The 16,113-nt window shown below is 61.8% G+C and carries 13 protein-coding genes; 3 read left to right on the forward strand and 10 right to left on the reverse strand.

Annotated elements, in window-relative coordinates; genetic code table 11:
• Nucleotides 1-37 precede the first annotated feature (37 nt).
• Together C0Z18_RS21265 and C0Z18_RS21270 are read left to right on the forward strand one after the other, a co-directional pair.
• A complete protein-coding gene (locus C0Z18_RS21265) occupies nucleotides 38-1,507 on the forward strand; it encodes an NAD-dependent succinate-semialdehyde dehydrogenase (RefSeq protein WP_102647423.1) in 1,470 nt (489 codons plus the stop codon).
• Between the two features lie 336 nt (nucleotides 1,508-1,843).
• Nucleotides 1,844-2,614, forward strand: coding sequence for an ABC transporter substrate-binding protein (locus C0Z18_RS21270; protein ID WP_102647424.1), 771 nt, complete (start codon nucleotides 1,844-1,846; stop codon nucleotides 2,612-2,614).
• An 82-nt stretch (nucleotides 2,615-2,696) separates the two neighbouring features.
• Here the strand turns inward: C0Z18_RS21270 and C0Z18_RS33795 are convergent, their stop codons facing one another.
• From C0Z18_RS33795 to C0Z18_RS33245, 3 genes are all read right to left on the reverse strand, one after another.
• Nucleotides 2,697-2,828, reverse strand: a complete 132-nt coding sequence (locus tag C0Z18_RS33795; RefSeq protein ID WP_269845327.1) for a hypothetical protein — start codon at nucleotides 2,826-2,828, stop codon at nucleotides 2,697-2,699.
• A gap of 392 nt (nucleotides 2,829-3,220) precedes the next feature.
• Nucleotides 3,221-3,607: a hypothetical protein gene (locus tag C0Z18_RS21275; protein ID WP_102647425.1), complete on the reverse strand. Its 387-nt coding sequence runs from the start codon at nucleotides 3,605-3,607 to the stop codon at nucleotides 3,221-3,223.
• Nucleotides 3,608-3,617: 10 nt separating this feature from the next.
• On the reverse strand, nucleotides 3,618-6,209 hold the full coding sequence (locus C0Z18_RS33245) for an EndoU domain-containing protein (RefSeq protein ID WP_199189512.1): 2,592 nt from the start codon (nucleotides 6,207-6,209) through the stop codon (nucleotides 3,618-3,620).
• A gap of 162 nt (nucleotides 6,210-6,371) precedes the next feature.
• Between C0Z18_RS33245 and C0Z18_RS21290 the strand changes: the two genes are divergently transcribed.
• Nucleotides 6,372-7,487 carry a succinylglutamate desuccinylase/aspartoacylase family protein gene (locus tag C0Z18_RS21290; RefSeq protein WP_102647426.1) on the forward strand — a complete coding sequence of 372 codons (1,116 nt, stop codon included), beginning with the start codon at nucleotides 6,372-6,374 and terminating at the stop codon, nucleotides 7,485-7,487.
• 53 nt (nucleotides 7,488-7,540) lie between these two features.
• Here C0Z18_RS21290 and C0Z18_RS21295 read toward each other — a convergent pair whose 3' ends face one another.
• The 7 genes from C0Z18_RS21295 to C0Z18_RS21325 form a co-directional block, all read right to left on the reverse strand.
• Nucleotides 7,541-8,638, reverse strand: coding sequence for a ferritin-like domain-containing protein (locus tag C0Z18_RS21295; RefSeq protein ID WP_158244270.1), 1,098 nt, complete (start codon nucleotides 8,636-8,638; stop codon nucleotides 7,541-7,543).
• Nucleotides 8,639-8,688: 50 nt separating this feature from the next.
• Nucleotides 8,689-10,674 carry a hypothetical protein gene (locus C0Z18_RS21300; RefSeq protein ID WP_102647428.1) on the reverse strand — a complete coding sequence of 662 codons (1,986 nt, stop codon included), beginning with the start codon at nucleotides 10,672-10,674 and terminating at the stop codon, nucleotides 8,689-8,691.
• Nucleotides 10,675-10,765: 91 nt separating this feature from the next.
• Entirely contained in the window at nucleotides 10,766-11,560 is a 795-nt protein-coding gene (locus C0Z18_RS21305) for an antibiotic biosynthesis monooxygenase (RefSeq protein ID WP_102647429.1), read from the reverse strand.
• Nucleotides 11,561-11,652: 92 nt separating this feature from the next.
• Nucleotides 11,653-12,390: a UbiA family prenyltransferase gene (locus tag C0Z18_RS21310; protein ID WP_102647430.1), complete on the reverse strand. Its 738-nt coding sequence runs from the start codon at nucleotides 12,388-12,390 to the stop codon at nucleotides 11,653-11,655.
• Nucleotides 12,387-13,754 carry an alkaline phosphatase family protein gene (locus tag C0Z18_RS21315; RefSeq protein WP_102647431.1) on the reverse strand — a complete coding sequence of 456 codons (1,368 nt, stop codon included), beginning with the start codon at nucleotides 13,752-13,754 and terminating at the stop codon, nucleotides 12,387-12,389. Before C0Z18_RS21315 ends, C0Z18_RS21310 begins: the two co-directional genes overlap by 4 nt.
• On the reverse strand, nucleotides 13,732-14,856 hold the full coding sequence (eboE, locus tag C0Z18_RS21320; RefSeq protein ID WP_102647522.1) for a metabolite traffic protein EboE: 1,125 nt from the start codon (nucleotides 14,854-14,856) through the stop codon (nucleotides 13,732-13,734). The genes C0Z18_RS21315 and eboE overlap by 23 nt, the downstream gene beginning before the upstream one ends.
• The gene (locus tag C0Z18_RS21325; RefSeq protein WP_102647432.1) at nucleotides 14,853-16,061 is read right to left on the reverse strand and encodes a 3-dehydroquinate synthase; all 1,209 of its coding nucleotides are present in this window, start codon (nucleotides 16,059-16,061) and stop codon (nucleotides 14,853-14,855) included. The genes eboE and C0Z18_RS21325 overlap by 4 nt, the downstream gene beginning before the upstream one ends.
• Nucleotides 16,062-16,113 lie beyond the last annotated feature (52 nt).

The raw sequence follows: 16,113 nt of genomic DNA on the forward strand, positions 1-16,113 counted from the left end.
TCCTTTCGCATTTTCGATTCACGCCGTTGGAGTTGACATGCAGAACATCGAAACGATCGATTTGAAGGACCCGTCGCTGCTCGCGACGAAGGCATTCATCGCCGGCAAGTGGGAAGACGCCGAGGGCAGCGCCACATTCGAAGTACGCAATCCGGCCACGGGCCGGGTGCTCGCGCAAGTCCCGCAAATGGGCGCGGCCGAAACGCGCCGCGCCATCGAAGCGGCCAACGCGGCTTGGGGCGCCTGGCGCGCACAGCCGGCGAAAGCGCGCGCCGCCGTGCTGCGCAAGTGGTACGACCTCATGCTCGCCAATGCCGACGATCTGGCCGCCATCATGACGGCCGAGCAAGGCAAACCGCTCGCCGAGGCGAAGGGCGAAATCCAGTACGCGGCCTCGTTCCTCGAGTGGTTCGGCGAAGAGGCGAAGCGCGTCTACGGCGACACGATTCCGAGCCCCACGGCCGACAAGCGGCTCGTCGTCGTCAAGGAACCGGTCGGCGTATGCGCCGCCATTACGCCGTGGAATTTCCCGGCCGCGATGATCACGCGCAAAGTCGGCCCGGCGCTGGCGGCCGGCTGCCCGATCGTCGTCAAACCGGCCGAGGCGACGCCGCTATCGGCGCTCGCGCTGGCCGTGCTGGCCGAGCGCGCGGGCGTGCCGGCCGGGGTGCTGAGCGTCGTGACGGGCGATCCGAAAGCGATCGGTGCCGAAATGACAAGCAATGCGCTCGTGCGCAAGCTCTCGTTCACGGGTTCGACGGGCGTGGGCCGGCTGTTGATGTCGCAGTGCGCCGCCACGGTCAAAAAGCTCTCGCTCGAACTCGGCGGCAACGCGCCCTTCATCGTCTTCGACGATGCCGATCTCGATGCGGCGGTCGCCGGCGCGATCGCCTCGAAGTACCGCAATAGCGGCCAGACTTGCGTCTGCGCCAACCGTTTTTACGTACACGAAAAGGTCTACGACGCCTTCGCCGCGAAGCTGCAAGCGGCCGTCGAGCAGCAACTGAAGGTCGGTCGCGGCACCGAACCTGGCGTGACCCAGGGTCCGCTCATCAACGAAGCCGCCTTGCTGAAGGTGGAAACGCACATTGCCGATGCCGTGTCGAAAGGCGCGCGGGTGGCGATCGGCGGTAAGCGCCACGCGCTCGGCCATAACTTTTTCGAACCGACCATTCTGACCGGCGTCACGTCGGCCATGCAGATCGCGAAGGAAGAGACGTTCGGCCCGGTGGCGCCGCTCTTCAAGTTCGCCGGCGACGACGAAGTAGTGCGCTTGGCCAACGATACCGAGTTCGGCCTCGCCGCCTACTTCTATAGCCGCGATATCGGCCGCGTCTGGCGCGTGGCCGAAGCGCTCGAATACGGCATGGTCGGCATCAATACGGGCCTCATCTCGAACGAAGTCGCACCGTTCGGCGGCGTCAAGCAATCGGGCCTCGGGCGGGAAGGATCGCACTACGGCATCGACGAATACGTCGTGGTCAAGTATCTGTGCATGGGTATTTGACAGTAATCGCGATTTAACACGTTGATTTATTTCGGAATACGCAACAAAACGACCGGCCGACTGCGCTTCGATTAACTGTTTTGCGATGGCGACGCAATGTCGCGCACGCAACTCCATGCGCGCCCAGTGTATTTCGAGATGTTGCATTCGCTCGCCATCCGGTGTTTTACTAGCAGCGCCGTTATTTTGGCGCGGTATGCTGTGCGCCGCGCTGCCGGCCTACGGCAGCCTGGGACAACCACCGGCCGCCTGCGATGCGCAGAACGGCGCCTCTTTGCGGTAGCTGCATCCGATAGCTGCCGCATTGGGGTCGATCGAACCACTCGAGGAGTCAACGTGAAAAAATTGTTAGCCGCCGTGACCATCGCTACGCTCGCCGCATCGGCGGGTGTGGCGCAAGCGAAAGACTGGAAGCAAATTCGTATCGGTGTCGACGCGAGCTACGCCCCCTTCGAATCGAAAGCTGCGGACGGTAAGCTCGTCGGCTTCGACATCGATCTCGGCAACGAGATCTGCAAACGCCTGCATGCCAAATGCGTTTGGGTCGAAAACGACTTCGACGGCATGATTCCCGGTTTGAAAGCCAAGAAGTTCGACGGCGTGCTGTCGTCGATGACGATCACGCCTGAGCGCGAGAAGCAAATCGCCTTCTCGAAGCCGCTGTTCGAGACGCCGACGGCGCTCGTCGCGAAGAAGGGTTCGGGCATTCTGCCGTCCGCCGATTCGCTCAAGGGCAAGTCGGTCGGCGTCGAACAAGGCACGATCCAAGAAACCTACGCCAAGCAAAACTGGGAAGCGAAGGGCGTGAAGGTCGTTCCCTACCAAAACCAGGACCAGGTCTATCAAGACTTGATCTCGGGCCGCCTCGACGCAGCGTTGCAAGACAAGGTGCAAGCCGACCTCGGCTTCCTGAAGCAACCGCGCGGCGCGCAATTCCAGCAAGTCGGCGATTCGATCCCGAGCGGCGCTGCCGCGATGGGTCTGCGCAAGGAAGATGCGGACCTGAAGGCCGACGTCGACAAGGCGATCGACGGCATCATGAAGGACGGCACCTACAAGAAGATCGAGAAGAAGTACTTCGACTTCGACGTTGCGCCGAAGGGCTGATCGTTAGGATCGTGGACCGGGCGGTGACGCCCGGTGATTTGGCGGTGAGCAAAGGCCATCGAACGCTCACCGCCACAATCGCTTACTTCGCCGCCGCGCTAATCGGCGTGCCCGCGTACTTCAGCGTCTCGACTTCCTGCTGCGCCGTTTTGGAGTCATGCAGCGTCGGCGTGACGTGATCGACCAGCAGCCCCATGCTCATGGACGTCCGCACGGATTTCGTATCCCGGCGTGCAGTGCGAACTTGACATCTCACTTCACTTCGGTCGAAGTCGATACCGTACATTCGCCGGGCTCTTCATCGACAAAGAAGAATCCGCCCGGAACGGAACGCCCTACGACTTTATCGTTGAGCTTAATCTCAGGCTGAATCGTCGCTCCGCCAAAGGTATCCAAGTGGAAGAAATAAATGCGGCCGTGAGCTTCCCCCCGCTTTTCGCCTTCCAGAGGCCCGGGGTTGTGCAGCCGTATCCTTTGTCCGCTGAGCCGCAAGATGCGTACCCAGCCCCTCAGTACGTGGGAACCGCGAGCTGCCAATGCCACCACCGCCACTCTGGCCAACTGTGTCTATAGTATTTGACGCACCAGCCGCGTCTCAGTCGCTCGTTAGATCTCCACCTCCTTCTTGATATTCGTGTCAGGGACTGATTGTACGAACTCGCGCCACGCCACGAGTGCTCGACGGAGTACCGTAAGGTCAATCACTTCCTTGTAGTCCTCGTCGTTCAAAGAGTAGATCACTGCTTCGTCAGACTTCAGCTTCGCACCCCAGTCGTCTCGGTCCCAGTTCCCCTCGGTGATTTCGCCTCCTAGGACGGCATCAACTTTGGCTATCCCTTCGTCGATCCATGGAACGGTACCAAGGTATCCTTGCCCACCGTCATCCATTAGCAGGCAAGCAAGAAGGCTAACACCGTCCTTATTGACAATAACCGAGCTACAGCAAGGAGTTTCCCTCCCTGCTGCATCCTGCCATGAAAACGTCAATTTCATCACTTGTGTCCTAGAAGATTGGGTAGACAGTAGTCTTCGGCATCAACCAACCTTGCACTCTAACGCCGCTTGGCGTGATACCTGTCCATTTATTACCGGTGATAACACGGTTCTGATACGCAGCATCCACTTCGACTTTAATGCGATCCGCGGTCCAGGAGTCAGGGAATAGTGTCGATACGCCACCGTTGTTGGTCTTCGGCAACCACTGCCCAGGATTCGCAGGATCGGGAACCGCGATCTGCGCTTTATAAACGCCTTGGGCGTTCGGCGCAGATTCAGTTCCCGGAATGATTTGAACATTTCCAGATGCCGTTGAGTGTCCGCCCACCACGCTGCCGTTAGCCTTCACCTCACCGCTGAGAATGTGACCATCGAAATCAATGGGCGCCGTCACATTTCCAACATCGCGAGTCGCCTGAGTATTGAGATCAAGCGGCCCCACGAAGTCTGGCGATAGCGGGTCACCACTATACGGCGTCACGGTCCGACCACTCTCTGTCGCGCCATCCACGCCAACCGCCGAGATTCCCATACCCCGCGGCATCGCAAAGAGTATCCCACCGGTGCGTTGCAGGTGCGACTCAATTGCATCGCGTGCCATCGGCGCCACCCAGCGCCCTAACGCGGTCAACCCAACTTTCCCCGCATCCAACATCGGCCCTGCGGCACTGGGCGCGGCAGACATCGCCGTATCCACAACCGATCCGCCAAAGCGATACGCCGCGCCCGCTTCATCTTGCCGATAAAGTGCGTTCAATACGCCGAGCGGCGAGGACCTCACCGCTCCCGTTACTGCATTGCCCACATCGCTCAGAATCGTGTCGCCAAGCTGGCCAGCGTCATACGCATTGGCATAGTGAGCGCCAATCGCCTCCGCAGTATCGAACGGATGCGACACGACATGCCACACGCCCGCCGCCATATCGCTCAACCGGTCAATGCCACCGCTTAGCGCTTGCCCCACCGGATTGAACGCTTCGAACGCCTTGAACCCGCTCAGGGCGCTCACCGTTCCCATCTCGGGCGTTGGCCTCACCACGATCGTCGGCATATGGACGATCCCATCCGCCCCTACCGGATAAAACGAATACCCCGCTCCAGCCTCAAGCCCATCCGCTACCGCCGCCGTCTGGACACCCATGCTGCCCATCTGTTCCGGCAAGGCCGACACGGCAATCGCCGGATACGGCACGGCATAACCGTTCACATCCGGCGAGTACGGCGAGCCAACCGTCGCGCCCCCGTTATCCCAGCCCATCCCCGCATTCGCCGACCACGCAAACTGCTTACCCGGATCGGGGGCATAACCCGATTGCGCGACGAGATCGTCAACGTTGCCCCTCGGACCATACAGCGCACTCGTTCCCGTCGATTGCGACTGCGACTGCATCTGCTCTTCGAGTTCACTGCCGATCGTATTGCCCGCGATTGAGCCGATCATCCTCGGCAATCGGTCCCGCATGCTCCCGCCCAGCACCGTGGCGCCCGCCGTTTGCGACACCACCCCGCTTACGATCCGGCCAAACTCAGGGTTCTTTCCAATGCTCGTTTGGCTTACTTCATTATTCACGCCCCCGGCTATCGCGCTGGCCGCAAGCCCGCGCCAGTCGAAGTGATGCTGCAAGCCCGTCGCGACATCCACACCCTGACTAATCGAGTTACTCAGCGCGGCTTGCGCCACTCCGCGCGCAAACCGCGAAAGGTCGTCTACCCCTTGCAATGACGGGCCGTATTCCCCCACGCCCGCACCCACCGCTCCGCCAATGGCTCCGATCACCACGCCCGTCCACTGGAAACCGTGCTGGTCCCCGGAGGCAATCAACACCCCCTGCGAGGCGGCCGCACCCGCCGCGCCCGCTGTCGCCCCGGCCATCATCGGGCTCATGTACGGCGCCGCCAGGCCATCGGTCACATACGTCACCACAATGGCCACTACCATCGCCAGCACTTCATCGTAGCCCCCGCAGGCCCCCTGATGCTCCGGCGGAGGCGGCGGCAAAGGCTCCGTGGGCAACGTCGGCATCGCGTCGCCGATCGCCTCCCCTGCGTTGTAGACCTTGAACGTCGACGCATTGTTGTGGAAATTGGCCACCTTGTTCGGGATCGACAAGATCTGTCCCGCGCTCAGATGGCTCTCCCTGCTCAGGCCGTTGGCATCGGCGATCACGTACCACAGCGACGCATCCCCCCACAGCGCTCGTGCAATCGAGTTCAGCGTGTCGCCGTCTTGCACCGTATAACGAGTCGGCGTCTTGCCCGGATATTCCGCGTTGATCGGTTCATAGTTTTGATCGAAGTCGGCCGAGGTCACCGGGTGCCCGTAGCGGAACTGCCCATAGCCCTTCTGCTTGTCCGCCTGTGCCAGCTCTTCCGCGTACGACACCGCGGAAGGGCCGTCGTTGCTCACATCGCCGATCCGGTTGCCGTCGTAACGGAAGTCCGACAACCCGGTGCCCCAGCGCCATGAGCTCGGGTTCGTTGCATCCGTCCCACGCACTTGTATCGTGCTTTGCTCTGCCTGATCCCACCAGACATAGCCGGTCGCGGTATCGACCACAGCAGGGTTGGCCGAATCTCGTTGCTGCGTGTGCGTCACCATGCCCTGATCGGCCCCGGTGTAGTTGCCATGACCGTCGTAGGAGGCTCCGACGCGTTGACCGGCAGCGTCGTACCGGCACACCACTCACTCCCCCACCGACGTACAATCAAACATCGCCGACTCGTCGCGCCGCTCTCCAGAGGAGCGGCGCAGAAAATCGCTATGCAAAAGAAGTTTCATCCGCTGATTTCCCCTTCGCTCGGTACCGAGCGCGCCTTGACGAGCTTCCACTACGGGCCGCAAGGCGGGCACAAGGTGTATGTGCAATCGTCTTTGCATGCCGACGAGTTGCCGGGGATGCTCGTCGCCTGGGAACTACGCCGCAAGCTCGCCGCGCTCGAAGCCGCCGGCAAGCTGCGCGCAGAGATCGTCGTCGTGCCGGTCCCGAACCCGATCGGTCTCAGCCAGCATGTGCTCGGACAAATGATCGGCCGCTTCGAAACGAACACGGCCACGAACTTCAACCGCAACTTCTACGATCTGGCCGGGCTCGTCATGCCGCGCATCGAAGCGCGCCTGACGGGCGACGCCGAGGCGAACCTGCGCGCGGTGCGGCTTGCCATGCGCGAGGCGCTCGATGGGCAAACGCCGCGCACTGAACTGGAATCGCAGCGACTCGCCTTGCAGCGCCTCTCGTTCGATGCCGACGTCGTGCTCGATCTGCACTGCGACTTCGAAGGCGCGATGCACCTGTACACGAATCCCGAGTTGTGGGCCGACGTCGAACCGCTCGCGCGCTACCTCGATGCGAAGGCCTCGCTCTTGGCGCTCAATTCGGTCGGCAATCCGTTCGACGAAATTCACAGCTTCTGCTGGTCGGAGTTGCGCGCGCGTTTTGGCGAGCGCTTCCCGATCCCGAACGGCTCGATCTCCGTGACGGTAGAGCTGCGCGGCCAGGCGGACGTTTCCTACGCGCATGCGGAGCACGACTCGCAAGCCATCGTCGAATTCTTGACGCAGCGCGGGCTCATCGAGGGAACGCCGGCGCACATGCCGCCGCTCGCGTTCCCCGCCACGCCGCTGGCCGGCACCGAGCCGCTGCACGCCCCGATCTCCGGCGTACTCGTGTTCCGCACGCCGGCCGGCATCTGGATCGAGAAGGGACAGGAGGTGGCCGATATCGTCGATCCGTTGACCGATCGAGTCGAAACGGTCAAAGCGGGCACGTCGGGTGTCTTGTATGCGCGGCACCGAACCCGCTTCGCCACGGCCGGCATGGAGGTGGCCCGCATTGCCGGTGCGACGCCCTATCGCAGCGGCTCGCTGCTGTCGGCCTAAGCGACACGCCCGGCGCCCGCTCGCAGGATGCGAACGGGCCGGGCAAAGGCGCATCAAAGACGAACGACCGGCTCCATGCGCGAATGGTCGGGCATGAAAGGCGGTGCCGCGTACGCGTTCTCCGATACGGCAAACTGCATGACTTGCTGGGCCACCAGCTTCAGTTCGAACATGATGCCCAAGGCCGAATCGAGTTTGGCCGGGCTGCCGTTGAACGTTTCCTCCAAGGCACGCAGTAAGCGGCAATACGCTCCATAAAATGCCGAGCCTGCGATATGGGCGCCGCTGTCCGGCGGGTAATCGGACAGCGCGGCGTTGTTCTGCAGCGTGACGATGAGCCCCGTGTCCAGCGGCACATCGCCGCCCGTGTACGACCAGCCGGAAATCGCCTTGTCGTCAGGCACGAGGAGCTTGCCGTAATAGATTTCGCCGAACTTGAAATAGTGCGCGTAGGTTTTGTCGCCGTCCTTCGGATCGATTTGGTCCTGCCTGATCTGAAGCCCCTCGCCTTGCGCGATGATCTTCTCGAGAACCGCCTGCGCGGATTCGAACGAACTCACTCGGCCGTCCGGGGCGCCTTCGATTTCGTAATTGAACCAATCGGTGATCACGACCTGACGCTCGAGCCGCGGTTGAGCAAACACGCTGGGTCCCAATCGTTTGAGCGCTTCGATCACCGCGTTATAAAAATCGCCGAGCGACCCATATCCCGACCCCGGGCCGATCGGCGGTACCGAACCGCCCTCGCCCGGGAGTGTCGCCGTGGTATCGGGCCGCTCGATCGCCATGAACACGTCATGTATCTGCGGCCGGGTCAACGAAGCCAAACCGACCACCAAGCCATCGTCCACATCCAAGGGGAACGTGGACGGATAGCGGATGCTCGACCCGAGCGCGACGATCGGCACGTCTCCCCCGATCGCGATCAGCGTGTTGGCGGCCAGCGTCATATGCAGCATTTCCTCGACCACGACCGAATGGACGAGCTTGCGGGCCTCGAAATTTTCGTCACGGATCGAAAACAGCGCGGTCAGATAAGGCGGAATGGTCATCAACTCCGTCTGCACGGCGGCCTTCAACGATTCTTGAACCGGCCCGGCATCGGCCGCGGCGTTCAACTTATCGATGATCTCTCTTCGTACTTTCAACATGATGTAGTCATCCCAGATTGATGGTCGATATTCGGTAGCTGCATCAGGCATCAACGCTTTTTGCCTAGTGTCAGAGCGACGTCCGTCACGCTTTGGGTCTGCTCGGAGTCCATGAAATGACGCATGGGGCAACGCTTTCCGAACGCGATCTGGCTGTCTATGTTCTTGCCTGTGTTCTTGATGACATTGTCGAAATAGTTGATGAGAATCCGCCGCTTCGAGGCGGATAGATCGCGCGTTACGGGCATGTGATCCGGATCGTTGATGTCCTTGTCGAAGACGAATTTCATGGCGAACGCAGCCGAGTCGGCCACCGGTTGCTTCGAGAAATCGAATAGCCCTTGGCTCATCACCGGATAGAGATTGGCGTACTGTTGCAAGATGGGCTGGACGTCGGCCCACGTCGGATTGTCGACGTCGATCCGCTGATTCGCGAACGGGGAAGGAAACGTGCTGTAGACAACCACGGCGATCTGGTCCAGCGGCTGCTGAGGCAACGGACCGCCCCCGGCGAGCTTATAGAAGATCACGTAGAGCTGACCATCGATATACCCGCGCGGCGTGCCCATGAGCGTCGGGCCGGATAGGGTCACCTGCGCTCGACCGAATTGGTCCGTTTGCGGCGTCGCAGGCGAGATTTGCGCGCCGTCCTGAGGCTCGTTGTAGATCGGGATCGGCGCGGGAGGCGACGTAGTGGACGGGGTATTGGACGGAGTGTTATCGGTATCGGGCGTCTTCGGACCAACCGAAAGACTGAGCGTTCGATTCTTGAGAGGCTCACCGTAAACGGTGGCGTATAAAACGATCTTCTTGGAATTTTCCCCGCCGTCGTTCGGATCGAGCTTGAAGGCGAACGTGTCGGGCCGCACCTCTATACCATTGGGTACCTCGCGCACGCAAACCGTTGCATTTCCCAAAAACCCTTCGAGCTTGACGATCGCGAGCGGCCTACCCTGCATGGCTTTTTGTTGCCCCGGGTTCAACCGCAACGAATAAATACCGCCCTCGTTCTCTTGCAGTTGATCGGTTTGATCGACGAGGCCAAGCTTGGTGTATTGATCGCTCTCGATCGAATCGTCTTGCTTGATCGATTCGCTATGCAACACCGCGAATGCAAGATTTCCCTGGTTCGCGATACGGTAGCCCGATGTCGGATTCAGCGGCAACGCGTTGCTCAGATCGACATGGAAGTAATTTTGCTCGTCGTCAACGAACGACGAAAAGCACCCGATCCCGTTTTTGCTCGCCAGATCGCCGGCCGCGTTCGACGTCGTGGGGAGAAACCGGCGGCCGAGAATGAACGAGCGAGGCTGGTCGCTGCGCGACGGCCCAATCGAACCGATCAACTTCCCATAACCGAATCTTGGGTTGAGCGCGTTGTCGAGGTTGCCGGCTAGGTTGACATTCCCCTCGAATGCGTAGGTCGTCAATCGAATCGACAAGTAACCGTCTTCCGTTGCGGAAAGCAGCTCCTTCAGAAAGGGGCTTTTGATAGCGGAGAGAGAATAGGGCCTCAGCCGCAATCTCGATTGAAACATGGCCGAAGCGTTCTCGTTGGACGGATTGCCGGCGCCGCGCGCAAACCACAGATCGCGAAAGGGATTGGGCTCGAAGTCCCCCACCAGGATCGGCGAGCCGTCCGTGTCGGTGATCGAAACGACGAGGCCGTACAGGTTGGATGCGAATTGCCAGTCGGGATCGAGATCGACGATCTTCCCCGATGGGCTATCGAGCGCGTTACCGACCTTGCATCCGACCAAAGGATCGAGGGCGGAACTGCCGATGAAATTGCCCGACTGATCGCGCAGGCTTTTGACGTAGCACTCTCTGAAACGCATGATCCCCGTGCCGCGCGGGTTCCACCAACCGTTGTTGTAGAGGTAGTAGCCGTCCTTATTGGTCCCGTGCTCGCGGAATTGCTGATACGAAGGATCGAACGTGCCCACGTCGAAGTGACGCGGATCGTTGTTGACCGTGGAAGCGTCGGCTTGAAAATCACCAAAGAATGCGAGTCTGGGAAATTGCAAGTAGCTCATATCTGCTCCTCGAAGGCACTTCCGTGTTCCATGCTTTAAAACGCCCTCCTTGCCGGGGACGTTTCCCTATCACCACCGCATCGCAGGGCGTTCATCCGAATGGCTTGATCAGCCCTATCGCATTACCCTCCGGGTCCTTGATCATCGCGAAGGTGTACCCGTCGACCGAAACGGGATCGACCAGACAACTACCGCCGTGATCGATCGCGCGCGTAATGGCGCCTTCGAGATCGTCCACCCGTAGATAGAAGTTCGTACCGGCGTTGTATCCGGACGATTGATCGGCCTGCCCGATGCCGCCGAGAAGCGCCGTGCGCTGTACCGGGAACGGCACGTAGGCGAAGCCGCTTTCTTTGCCCACGTCGTAACGCCAGTCGAACACGTCGCTGAAAAACTGCTTGAGCTTCACCTGGTCGCGCGCCATCACTTCGAACATGACGCTAGGGTGCTGATTGCCGTTCCAACCGGCCCGCACGGGTTCGGCATCGGCGTTTGCATCCGCGCTAGATGCGCCCGCGCGAACGAACCCCGTAAGCGTCTCTAGAAATTCGACGAACGTGAACGGCTTGCCGTTGGCTGCCACGAAGAGCTCGCGATGCCGCTCGATGAACGCGCCGAACACGGGCCCATTGACATGTCTCAAGAACGCATCGGCGTTGCGGTATGTCTCGAAGAACAGCACCGTGCGCGGTTCGGCCGGCGGTAGCGATTGCAGGCGGCTGTCCGCAAGGTACGGTCGATGCACGAGATACGTCAGGGTGTCGGGTTCGTCGCGCTCGACGTCGCTCGCAAGTTGGCGCAGGGCGGCGCCGGCGGCTTGCTCGCAGCCGGGCTTCATGAACCAGCGGGACGTCAGGCTGACAGGCTCGGCAGATTGGGATGTCATGGCTCTCCTCGCGTCTTAGTGGTGATGACATAAGCGGCACGCCCCGCTCGATACGATCGCGTGCGGTGGGACATCGTCGAACCGTCGAATCGTCAGTCGCCCCGGATGCGGCGTTGTCCCGCCCGCGCCAACGCGGAACCCGCGGCACCCACGAACAACCAGACAGGGGTGAACAGCACGGCGAGGACGACGCCATCGACCATCGGCATCGCGGCAAGCATCCATGGCACGACGGGCCATCGATAGCGCTGCGCGGCGGTATGGCGCTCCGCACGCGCCACGGCGGTCAATGCCAGCACGTAGCTCGCTTGCGCGAGCGCCGCCACCTCCACGCGCGCCGACACACGGCCTGTCAGCGCCAAGGCCGTCACGATATAAACGAGCAGCCGTGCGCCGGCCATCGCGAACATCGTCGACGGATGACGCTTGTGAAAACGGTTGTACGTCCAGATGACGATGACGAGTGCAACGGCGGCGTACGCGCCCGCACGATGCGGCGCGAGCAGCAGACACGCAAAGCCCATCGCGAACGACGCGAGCGTCAACGCGCGCGCGGCGCCAAGCGCGATGGCGCCGACGGCGATAGGACGAAACGGCTGATGCACGCGATCGTGATCGAGATCGTAGAGATCGTTTTGCGCCATGCCGCCGCAGTAGAAGCACGACAGCGAGAACGCCAGCAAGAGCACGGGCGCGGCGTATGGCGCGCTCCCGGCAGGATCGGACAGAAAGGCAGCCGTCAGCACGTTCATCCAAACCGTCGGCAGGTTGCTGACGCGGCAAAGGGCCAAAGCCGCGCCGAGCCGGCTATTGAGTGCGAGCGTGCTCATGGCGTAAAAACGTGGTCGAGCAGCACGGAGCAAACGCCGGTAGCCGGCACCTTGCCACGCGTGATCCGGTTGCGTTCGGAGCTCATGAGGATCGGCGCGTCGGCGTCCGCGAGCGGGCGAATACCATGCGAGCCGCGCACGAGCGATGCATCGAGCGGGATCACGTCCATGGTGTAGCGCATGCCGAGCGCCTTGCGAGCGAGCGTCGCGCCGATCTTCAGCTTCGGAAAACGGATGCCGGGGTCGATGAACAATTCGACCGGGTCGTAGCCTGGCTTGTTATGGATATCGACGGTGCGCGCGTAATCGGGGGCCGCCTTGTCGTCGAACCAGAAGTAGTACGTAAACCAGCTATTGGGCTCGGCCAACAAAACGAGTTCGCCGGCGCGTGGGTGCCCGAGTCCGTGATGGCGTCTCCCCGTCTCGTCGAGCACTTCGCCGACGCCCGGCAGTCGCTCGCACACCCGCCGGACCTCCGCTAGATCGCGCCGATCGCGCACGTACACATGCGCGACCTGGTGATCCGCGACGGCGAACGCAAGCGAGGCGCCGGTATCGAGATACTCGCGGCCGAGGTCTTGCTTGATACTCACGAAGCCGGCTTCGCGCAGCGCGCGGTTGATATGCACGGGCCGTGAGACCGGGGTGATGCCGTACTCGGAGAGCACCACCACGCGAACGCCGCGATGCCGCAACGCGTCGATCAATTCGCCGCACACCGCATCGATCGCGCGCAGCTCGGCAGCGATATCGGCGTCCGGGCCGACGCGTTGCAGGCAATAGTCGAGATGCGGCAAATAGATCAAATTGAGCGTCGGCATGAATTGCATCTCGACGGCCAGCGCCGCGTCGGCGATCCATTGGCTCGAGCGAATCGATGCGCCCGGCCCCCAGAATTGAAACAGCGGAAATGGGCCGAGTTGCTCGCGCAGCGATGAGCGCAGGGCCGCCGGCTGAGCGTAGAAGTCGGGCAGCTTCAGTCCATCGGCGCAATACAGCGGCCGCGGCGTCAACGTGATGTCGGCATCGGTGGCCATCGCGTACCACCAAAACGTATTGGCGCACGTGAACAATGGATCGCGCTCTCGCGCGATATGCCAGATGCGCGGCGCCTGCACGAGCCGATTGCTTTGCCGCCACAGCCACACCTGATCCAGTTCGCGAAAATACCAGCCGTTGCCGACGATGCCGTGCTCGGCCGGCAGCTTGCCGGTCAAGTAGGTCGTCTGCGCGGAACACGTGAGGGCCGGCATCGCCGCATCGATGACGGCCACTTCGTCGCTAAACGCGGACAAATTCGGCGTGTGCGGGCCCAGGAGCCGTTTCGTGAGCCCGACGACATCAATGACAGCAGTGCGCTGCATCGAGCGTCTCCCGGACCCAGTTCAACTCCCGCACGACGGAGCGGGCGACCGAATCCAAGCGCAACGATTCGGGCAATACGCCGAAACTGTATGTTTCGACCTCGAGCGGCGTGCCCCGGTCCAGCCGCGGGATACAGTCTTCGAGGAAGAAACGCGTCGTATCGACTTCGCCCAATTCCGCGAGAAACACCGGGACATGGAAATGAACGCGGCATTCTTCGAGCGGCTCGCCCCTCTCGAGCCAGCGGCCCAGATCGGGCAAATCCGCGAAACGCAGTAGCTGTCCGTCACGACGGCGGCCCACGGCTTGATGCAGATAAGTCGGCTCGTCGAACTTCAAAAGGCCGGCGATCCGCGCGCCGTGTGCGCGTAGCGCGGAAGACACTTGTACCTTCGCCACGCGAATGCCTGCGCTGGCCAGCCGCGCGAGGCACTCGGCCGGGCCCTCGAACTCGACGGCTTGGTGACAGCAATCGAAACACACCGCGATATGTTCCGAGAGCGATGCCGGAAAAGCCATGCGTTCGAAAAAGCCGACCGTCTCGTCGATCGTTTCGAGCATGCAGTGCGGCTCGGGTTCGAGCGCGAGGCGGATCAGCGCCCCGCTGCGATCGCGCACGCGCGCAAGATGCGAGAGCATGTCTAGTAAATGTGTTCTAACCAGCGGCCAATGCTCAGCGGAAAACCCGTCGCGCCATGCGACCGGCACCGTCGAAATCGAGCTTTCTTGGCTGTTGGGGGTCCATTGAACCAGGATGTCCGCGAGCCGTTTCGTATAGGCCACTCGCCTCGCATCGCGCCAATCGGGCCGATAGACGGCCTCCTTGATGCGCGTGCCGTGAAACGCCCCGTATGGAAAGCCGTTGAGCGTCAGCACATGACAGCCATGCCGATGACACCAATCGCCGAAGTCACGAATTTTCGTGTCGTCGAGTTCTCGGGCCGCCTGGGCCGAAAGGCGCAGGCCCAGCGGGAAACTGCGCTCCGGCGAGCAAGCGCGTTTGACCTCCAACGCGTGTTCGTCGAGATTGCGTAGCACGTCGACCCATGCGTCGCCGGGATGGATGTTCGTGCAGTAGGTCAGTGGGAAATCGTCGTTCACGCCGATATCTCCCACGCCGGCGGCACCGTTTGACCGGCCGCGCGTGTCTCGCGCAATTGGACGATGCAATCGCGCATGAGCGACGTATCGATACGGTCGACTTCCACCCCCTCACCGAGACGATCGAGCAGCGTGATGCATAGCTGACCGCCGAGATGTTCGCGAAACTCGTCGAGCGCGCGATCCACGTCGAGCGCATCGAGCGCGGCATCGTCGAGCGTGAAGCCTATGTCGCGTATCGCTTCGAAAACGAGCGCCGCGGCCGCGCCGTCGATGAGCCCGATCCGCCGCGAATACAGCGTATCGAGCGCAATGCCGATCGCCACCGCCTCGCCGTGCAGCAACCGGTGGTTCGATAGCTCTTCCAGCTTGTGGGCCGACCAATGCCCGAAATCGAGCGGGCGCGCACTGCCGCGTTCGAATGGATCGCCGCCGTCGCGGATCTGCGCGAGATGCAGTTGCGCGCAGCGAACGATCATCGGCTCGATCGCATGGGGCGCGAGCATGGCAAGCTCGAAGCGTTGCCGGTGAAGCTGGCGGAAAAACGTTTCGTCGCGGATCAGCGCCACCTTGAGCGCTTCGGCGATTCCGGCGCGCCGCACGGCGGCCGGGGCGCTAGAGAGCAAATCGAAATCGTTGACGACAGCGAACGGCGGGGCAAACGTCCCGACGAAGTTTTTGCGTCCGAACCAGTTGACTCCGTTCTTCACGCCGATACCGGCATCGTCCTGGCCAAGCACCGTGGACGGCATCCGAATCAAGCGGATACCGCGGTGAGCCGTCGTGGCCGCGTAGCCCGCTGCGTCGAGTACCGCGCCGCCACCGACGGCCACGACATAACTATGGCGGCACAACCGCAGCTCGCGCACGAGGTCGTAAATTGCCTGCACTTCATCCAATCCATGCTTCGCCGCCTCGCCGCCGGGCATCAGCACGGGCGGATGAGCGAGGTCGAACGTATCGCCGTGCTCGCGGGCGTAACGCTCGATCGATTCGATACAGGCGGTGCGAGCACTCGCCACGCCCGAATCGACGACGAACAGCGCGCGTGGTTTCGCGCCCGGCGCCGCCGTTCGCATCAGTCCCGCCAGCGTCGCGTTCTCCGGCGAGAAAGCCCCCCGCGTAAAGCACACCGGGTAGCTATAGCGAACGTCGAAAGTCTGTTCGATGCGATGCTCGAGCATGTGCGCTCCCGCATAACTCATTCATGGTCGAAGGCGACCGATTCCTGTCCCCAGCCATTTATTGCGCCGGTCG

The sequence above is a fragment of the Trinickia dabaoshanensis genome (assembly GCF_002879885.1).
Taxonomy (GTDB): domain Bacteria; phylum Pseudomonadota; class Gammaproteobacteria; order Burkholderiales; family Burkholderiaceae; genus Trinickia; species Trinickia dabaoshanensis.